Source organism: Mesorhizobium sp. M7A.F.Ca.MR.362.00.0.0 (genome assembly GCF_004023175.1).
Classification (GTDB): Bacteria; Pseudomonadota; Alphaproteobacteria; order Rhizobiales; family Rhizobiaceae; genus Mesorhizobium.
This window is the reverse complement of record NZ_RZTF01000941.1, coordinates 1-379: the sequence shown is the minus strand read 5'-3', so window position 1 is coordinate 379 and position 379 is coordinate 1. Positions and strand designations below refer to the sequence as shown.

Genomic DNA, 379 nt, shown 5'->3' with positions numbered 1-379 from the left:
AGGCAGCACAGTGACCCTTTGAACCTGATCCGGATCATGCCGGCGAAGGGACGGGTCTGACGCCTCTCTCCTTTGCCGGCCTCAAACAAGTGGCCGCAATGACACCCGAAAAATCAACGACCACGGCCCGGCATTCAGCGCTCACGCCTAAACTTTCGACGTTGACCCACCTATGCGCCCTTTCGGTGCTGCCGTTGAACGTCTTTCTGCCATCACTGGCGAATATCGCGCAGGATTTCCGCGCCGATTATGCTCTCGTGAGCCTGTCGTTAGCCGGTTACGCGATAGTGGCCGTCGCATTGGAACTGATCATGGGTCCGCTATCCGATCGGTTCGGGCGTCGGCCGATCGTCATGGTCAGTCTTGCCACGTTCACGAT

General features: G+C 58.3%; 1 protein-coding gene. It reads left to right on the top strand.

Going from position 1 to position 379, the window contains the following annotated elements:
- Window positions 1-98 precede the first annotated feature (98 nt).
- Window positions 99-379: MFS transporter (locus tag EOC06_RS38615; protein WP_128310184.1), on the top strand; the 281-nt coding region annotated here is incomplete at its 3' end.